At 61.0% G+C, this 6566-nt stretch carries 8 protein-coding genes; 4 read left to right on the top strand and 4 right to left on the bottom strand.

Annotated features, from left to right (window positions below; translation table 11 throughout):
- Together ACK59H_RS13255 and ACK59H_RS13250 are read left to right on the top strand one after the other, a co-directional pair.
- Positions 1–255 (top strand): hypothetical protein (locus tag ACK59H_RS13255; RefSeq protein ID WP_409264481.1); only part of this gene is annotated, 255 nt, incomplete at its 5' end.
- 34 nt (positions 256–289) lie between these two features.
- On the top strand, positions 290–1159 hold the full coding sequence (locus ACK59H_RS13250) for a LysR family transcriptional regulator (protein ID WP_060480396.1): 870 nt from the start codon (positions 290–292) through the stop codon (positions 1157–1159).
- A gap of 55 nt (positions 1160–1214) precedes the next feature.
- On the opposite strand, the gene ACK59H_RS13245 is transcribed toward ACK59H_RS13250, so the two are convergent.
- Entirely contained in the window at positions 1215–1514 is a 300-nt protein-coding gene (locus tag ACK59H_RS13245; RefSeq protein WP_060480395.1) for a helix-turn-helix transcriptional regulator, read from the bottom strand.
- Between the two features lie 83 nt (positions 1515–1597).
- On the opposite strand from ACK59H_RS13245, the gene ACK59H_RS13240 reads away from it, so the two are divergent.
- Positions 1598–2689, top strand: a complete 1092-nt coding sequence (locus ACK59H_RS13240) for an NADH:flavin oxidoreductase/NADH oxidase (protein WP_060480394.1) — start codon at positions 1598–1600, stop codon at positions 2687–2689.
- 68 nt (positions 2690–2757) lie between these two features.
- On the opposite strand, the gene ACK59H_RS13235 is transcribed toward ACK59H_RS13240, so the two are convergent.
- The gene (locus ACK59H_RS13235; protein WP_060480393.1) at positions 2758–3645 is read right to left on the bottom strand and encodes a LysR family transcriptional regulator; all 888 of its coding nucleotides are present in this window, start codon (positions 3643–3645) and stop codon (positions 2758–2760) included.
- 141 nt (positions 3646–3786) lie between these two features.
- Here ACK59H_RS13235 and moaB point away from each other — a divergent pair, with 141 nt between their 5' ends.
- Complete coding sequence (moaB, locus tag ACK59H_RS13230; protein ID WP_060480392.1) at positions 3787–4326, top strand: molybdenum cofactor biosynthesis protein B; 540 nt, start codon at positions 3787–3789, stop codon at positions 4324–4326.
- A 57-nt stretch (positions 4327–4383) separates the two neighbouring features.
- Here the strand turns inward: moaB and ACK59H_RS13225 are convergent, their stop codons facing one another.
- Both ACK59H_RS13225 and moaA read right to left on the bottom strand, forming a co-directional pair.
- Positions 4384–5283, bottom strand: coding sequence for a bestrophin family protein (locus tag ACK59H_RS13225; RefSeq protein WP_060480391.1), 900 nt, complete (start codon positions 5281–5283; stop codon positions 4384–4386).
- A gap of 20 nt (positions 5284–5303) precedes the next feature.
- Positions 5304–6308 (bottom strand): GTP 3',8-cyclase MoaA, encoded by a 1005-nt coding sequence (gene moaA / locus ACK59H_RS13220; RefSeq protein ID WP_060480402.1) that lies wholly within the window; start codon positions 6306–6308, stop codon positions 5304–5306.
- Positions 6309–6566 lie beyond the last annotated feature (258 nt).

Genomic DNA, 6566 nt, shown 5'->3' with positions numbered 1-6566 from the left:
ACCATTCAATGCGTAATCGCTGCCCCGTACATTGACCGTCTTCTTTTGACGCAGGGCAGTTTCAATGTTTCGGTTGAGTGTCAGCATGGCGATCTCTTCAAATTAAACGCTGACAAAAATTTATCAGTTGAATCCCATCTGGAAACTTCACTTTTTTTTGACGTGCCTCAACCATTGCTTGCTACCCGACCAGCGTGCACCGTTAGCGTGCAGACAGTGCTGGCGCTTGTGCGTTATCCTTTCGGCTTTCGTTGACGGCCTGCGTCAACGGGATGGGGAGGGAGATTGAATGGACATCAAGGTGCTCAAGAACATCGTGAAAGTCGCCCGAACAGGGTCTATCACCGATGCGGCCGAACAGGTACATGTCACGGTCCAGGCCTTGGCCGCTCAGTTGAAAAAGCTCGAAGATCATTGTGGCTTCAAGTTGTTCGACCGGACCAACAAAGGGGTTTCACTCACTCAGGAAGGGCTGAGCCTGCTGCCGCATGTTCTGGAAATCGTGCGATGTTCAGAGCGCATGCAACTGAAGATCAACCAGTTGCGCCAGAGCTGCAATCAGCGTCTGCCATTGCGCGTTGCCTTGAACAGTACGTTGTCGATGGAAATCAACCAGCAGATCATGGCGGCGGTGGTCAGCAAGCTATCTGGCTACAGCCCGATATTCAGTTGCTCTGAGTCCCCTGACAACCTTACCAAGCTGGGCAAGGATGAGGCAGACATGGTGGTGGTGCTGGGCGACAGCGTCCCTGACAATTACCATTCGGTGCCGCTGAAGGGGTTGAGCATCGAAGTGGTCGCCTCGTCGTCCAGCGATGAGCGTTCAGCGCCCAATGCGGTGATCAAGCCACTGCCCGAATGCCCCTATCATGCGATCTTCAACCGCTTCGCCGAGCGCCGGCCCGGCATGCTGGACGCCGCAACCGTATTTCATTCTGGCAGCGAAATCGTGAGTGTTTCGATGATCAAGAGCTTTGGTGGCGTGGGCGTGCTGTCGCGTGCCGTCGCCGAGGCCAACGAGATGTTCATCTGGCCGGGGTTTTCCGATTTTCTCGACGTGTACCTGGTCATGAAGGAACCCTGGATCATCGAAGAGGAATTCCCGCTGTTGTGCGCGGTACCCACCCCCATCCGCAGCTTCGACGCCATCAGCGCCTAAGCCAAACGCCACGGCCCGCCGTGGCGTCCAGTCGTCTGAATACCTGCCGAGCACATCACTTCTGCCGCAAGATGCAGTCCAGCAAGCCTGGGAAGCGTTCGTCGAGCATTTCGGCGCGCAGCGAGTTCATGTGCGTGGTGCCTACATTGCGGGTGTGCACCAACCCGGCGTCGCGCAAAACGCGAAAATGGTGCGACATGCTCGACTTGGGCCGCCCGCCATCAAGTTCGCCACAACTGGCCTCTGCCACACCGGCCAAATGGCGGACAATGCCCAAGCGCACGGGGTCGCTCAACGCATAAAGCACGCGTTCGAGAATCAGGTCTTCAGGGTTGGGGTGTGAGTAGGCTCGCATGCGGACATGATAACGGGGGTTTCGCTTATTGCCATAGTTCGATTATGATCGAACTATCGTATTCAGATGATCGGAGTTTTTTCATGTCCGCTTTGTTCCAGCCCTACAGCCTCAAAGACGTCACATTGCGCAACCGTATCGCCGTTCCGCCCATGTGCCAGTACCTGGCCGAGGAAGGCCTGATCAATGACTGGCACCAGGTGCACTACGCCGGCCTGGCCCGCGGCGGCGCCGGGCTGCTGGTGGTCGAAGCCACAGCGGTGGCACCTGAAGGGCGAATCACTCCCGGTTGCGCTGGCATATGGAGTGACGCCCATGCCCAGGCGTTCGTTCCAGTGGTGCAAGCCATCAAGGCCGCCGGCTCCGTCCCTGGCATCCAGATTGCCCATGCTGGGCGCAAGGCCAGCGCCAACCGCCCTTGGGAAGGGGACGACCACATCGCGGCTGAAGATGCCCGTGGCTGGGACACCATCGCCCCGTCAGCCGTTGCCTTTGGCGCGAATTTGCCGAAGGTGCCGCGTGAGATGACCCTGGACGGCATCGCCCGGGTCAAACAAGACTTCGTCGATGCTGCACGCCGCGCCCGTGATGCCGGTTTCCAGTGGATCGAACTGCACTTCGCCCATGGCTACCTCGGCCAAAGCTTCTTCTCCGAGCATTCCAACCAGCGTACCGATGCCTACGGCGGTAGCTTCGAGAACCGCAGCCGTTTCCTGCTGGAAACGCTGGCGGCGGTGCGCGAAGTCTGGCCAGAAAACCTGCCGCTGACCGCGCGCTTCGGTGTGCTGGAGTACGACGGCCGTGACCAGCAGACCCTGGAAGAGTCCATCGAGCTGGCACGCCTGTTCAAGGCAGGCGGCCTGGACCTGCTAAGCGTCAGCGTTGGCTTCACCGTGCCTGAAACCAATATCCCGTGGGGCCCGGCGTTCATGGGGCCGGTGGCTGAGCGCGTGCGCCGCGAAGCCGGGCTGCCGGTAACCTCGGCTTGGGGCTTTGGTACGCCGCAATTGGCCGAGCAGGCGCTACAGGCCAACCAGCTGGACTTGGTATCGGTGGGGCGGGCGCACCTGGCCGACCCGCACTGGGCCTACTTCGCTGCCAAAGAGCTAGGCGTGGACAAGGCGGCCTGGACCTTGCCGGCACCCTATGCCCATTGGCTCGAACGCTATCGCTGAAACTGGCAGGGGCCGCTCGGCGGCCCCACCGTGAAATCGTCCAGTCGGTAACGCCAGGTGGCGGTGTATCAGGCCGGCTGAAACAGGCGCCTGGCTTCGTTGAAGCACTGCTCGGCAATCGCCGAGCGCGGCTCGCTGCGGCGCAGCAACAGGCCGACCGGGCTGTGGATACTGGCGTCGGCGATGGGGATGATGCGCAAGTGTTCGCTGAGGCCTTCCAGGCCGCACCCCAAGGGCATGATCGCGCAGCACACGCCGATGGTGATCGCCTGAACCAACTGGAAGGTCGAGTCGCTTTCCAGCACGGCGTTGGGCTCAAGGCCACGGCTGCGCAGGCTTAGGTCCAGCGACTGGCGGTAGTGCATGCCTTTGCTCAGCAAGCCCAGGGGAATGTCGCCGAGCTCGTCCCAACGCAGGCTGTCGGCTTCGAAATGGAAGTGCTGGGTATCGTAGAGCAGGCCCATGGTGGTGGTGCCAAGTTCGATCACTTCGAAGAAATTGGCGTTGACCTGGTCGAGGTAGCAAATGCCCAGGTCGAGCTGGTTGCGGCTCAGGCCATCCATGATTTGTTCGGTGCTGTGCGAGCTGAGCTGAAACTGCAGTTCGGGGTATTGCTCACGCAGCGGCAGCAGCAGGTGCATGGGGTTGAAGCTGGCCAGCGGCACCGTGCCCAGGCGCAGGCTACCGACCACCTGGCCACGGCAACTGGCCGCTTCTGCCTGCAGGCCGTCATGGGCTGCCAAGAGGGTGCGAGCCCAGGCCAGAATCCGCTCGCCGGCCTCGGTGAAGCCTTCGAAGCGCTGACCGCGCTTGACCAGTACCAGGTCCAGTTCATCTTCCAGGTTGCGCAGGCGCATGGACAGGGTTGGCTGGGTGATATGACACAACGCCGCCGCCTGGCCGAAGTGGCGGGTCTGGTCGAGGGCGATGAGGAACTTGAGCTGCTTGATGTCCATGTAGGTGCCTGGCGTCTGGTTGTGCAGACCTTAACCCACGTCTGCGATAGATGTCATTGATCGGACGGTTCGGTATATCGATTGGACGCTGGCATGGCTTGCCTCTAGCGTGACGACACTGCCAGACAAGGAGCTTAAAGAGTGCGCGTTCAACTTGATGCGGCCTTCGTGCCGCTGAACATCGCCGTGCTGACCGTCAGCGATACCCGTACGTTCGATAACGACACCTCCGGCGAGCTGCTGGCCAGTCGCTCGGTGCAGGTAGGCCATCGTTTAGTGGCACGGGCACTGCTCAAGGACGACCTGTACAAGATCCGCGCCCAGGTCGCCACCTGGATCGCCGACGATGATGTGCAGGTGGTGCTGATCACCGGCGGCACCGGGTTTACCGGGCGTGACAGCACACCGGAGGCCGTGCAGTGCCTGCTCGAGCGTAGCGTCGATGGCTTTGGCGAGCTGTTTCGTGCCTTGTCCATTCTGGATATTGGCAGTTCGACGGTGCAAAGCAGAGCCCTTGCCGGAATTTCCAACGGCACCTTGGTGTGCTGCCTGCCTGGCTCGACTGGGGCTTGCCGTACCGCCTGGGAAGGCATCCTGGTGGAACAACTGGATGCGCGGCATCGGCCGTGCAATTTCGTCAAGCATCTGAAGCCTGTGGGCGCTTGTCAGAGCCGCGGTTGACCTGCACCTCTTCGCGGGTAAACCCGCTGCCCCTGGTTCGGTACAGCCGCGAATGCGTCAACTCAGCACATGATCCACTGGCCGCAAAACCGGCGGCAATGGCTCGACTCCCAAAGCCCCCAGCACATCCCGCTCCACGGTTCTGACCATGGCATCCATCGGCAAGTCGTTTTCGTCCCGCCCGAATGGGTCTTCCAGCTCGTTGCCGATCGCATCCAGGCCAAAGAAGGTGTAACCGACGATGGTGGTGAACAGCGGTGCCAGCCAGCCCAGCGGTTCAGCAAGGGCGAACGGCAGCAGCAGGCAGAAAATGTAGATGGTGCGGTGCAGCAGCAGGGTGTAAGGGAACGGCAGCGGCGTACCCTTGATCCGTTCGCAGGTTGCCTGCACCTCGGTCAACCCGGCCAGCCGCTGTTCCAGCAACATATAGCGCCATTCACTGAGCTGCCCTTGCTCGGCCAACTGCGAGCAGTGCTGGCCAATGTTGCGCAGGATGCCATCGCACAGGTTATGCGCGGCTACCGGGGCGTTGGCGTTCAGCCAAGGGCCAGCGGCATCCCTTTCGCTTTCTTCGCGTAACCGTGCACTGAGCCCGTGGGCAAAGCCACACAGGCTGCGCAGCAGTTCGGCGCGCAGCGGTGCGTTGGCAATCACCGCGCTTTCGCGCACGAACGAGCGGGTCTCGATGATCAGTTTGCCCCAGGCTTTGCGCCCCTCCCACCAGCGGTCATAGCAGGCGTTGTTGCGAAAGCTCATGAAGATCGAAAGTGACAGGCCCAGCAGGGTGAAAGGGGTGGCGCTGACCGGGTAGAAAAACGCCGGGTAATGCCGCTCGACCAGCACGATCAGCGCAGCCAGCAAGGTGACCATCAGGCAGCGCAGAGCGATGCGCTTGATGATCGAGCCCTTGAGGGTGAACAGCACGCGAAGCACATCGGGGCGCGGGTGGACGATCATGGCGGTCCTGAGGCGGCCGTTCAGCCGCCGGTCATGTTCATGAAGCGCAGGATCTGTACCTCACCACCGACTTCGAAGTGGTGGCGAAAGGGCTTGAGGTGCAGCGAGTCGCGGATGGCCTTCTCCAACCGTGCAGCATCACCTGGATGGGCACGTAGCACCTGCTTGAGGTCCATCGAGTGTTCATTGCCAAGGCACAGCAGTAACCGGCCCTCGACCGTCAGCCGCACCCGGTTGCAGGTGGCACAGAAGTTGTGACTGTGCGGCGAGATGAAGCCGACACGGGTGGTCCCAGCCTCGGCCAAGCGCCAGTAGCGCGCTGGGCCTTGGGATGACTCTGTGGACTCGATGAGGGTGAAATGGTCACTCAAGCGGTCACGCACCTCATCGCTCGAGCAGAACGACTCGCCGCGCTCGTGCTCGCTGATAACTCCCAGCGGCATCTCTTCGATGAAGGTGATGTCAAGCTCACGGTCAATGGCAAAGCGCACCAGGTCGACCAGTTCATGCTCGTTGCGGCCCTTGAGCACCACGCAGTTGAGCTTGGTGCGCTGGAACCCGGCCTGGCGCGCAGCGTCGATGCCGGCGATGACCTGGTCGAGATCGCCAGTGCGGGTTAGCTGGTTGAAGCGCTCGGCATCGAGGCTGTCCAAGCTGATGTTCAGGCGCGTGACGCCTGCATCGAACAGCGGTTGGGCCAGGCGATTGAGCTGCGAGCCATTGCTGGTCATGCACAGCTCGCGCAGGCCGGGCAAGGCGCCGATGCGCCTGCACAGGTCGACGATGCCCTGGCGCACCAACGGCTCGCCACCGGTCAGGCGAATCTTGCGGGTGCCGAGGGCTACGAATCGCTCGGCGACCAAAAACAGTTCTTCGAGGCTGAGGATCTGCTGACGTGGCAAGAACTGCATGTCTTCGGCCATGCAGTACACGCAGCGAAAGTCGCAGCGGTCTGTGACCGACATCCGCAGGTAGTCGATTTTCCGGTTGAAGCCGTCGATCAGGGCCGCACTGTTTTGTTCCACGTTGGCGCTCGAATGGGGGCTTTGCTCCAAGCTATAACCTGGCAGCTAAGGCGTCAAATTGCTTTCCCTGACTGGTCGATCAATGGGCTCTATCATTTGATCGCAGGTCAGCAACGCCTATGGGCTTTGGCGCCGCGTGGGCGGCGCTGGGTTGCAAGGGCACTGAGCATTGTCAACCTGCCGCCCGGTGATCGAAACCGCTTATCACCCCGTAAGATCTTTCGATTAGACGCGCTTTCTTACGCTCCATAGGCTGAA

This window comes from Pseudomonas sp. KCJK9000 (assembly GCF_046230725.1).
Classification (GTDB): domain Bacteria; phylum Pseudomonadota; class Gammaproteobacteria; order Pseudomonadales; family Pseudomonadaceae; genus Aquipseudomonas; species Aquipseudomonas promysalinigenes.
Note: the sequence above shows the minus strand (reverse complement) of the source record. Positions and strands in the feature narration are given on the sequence as shown.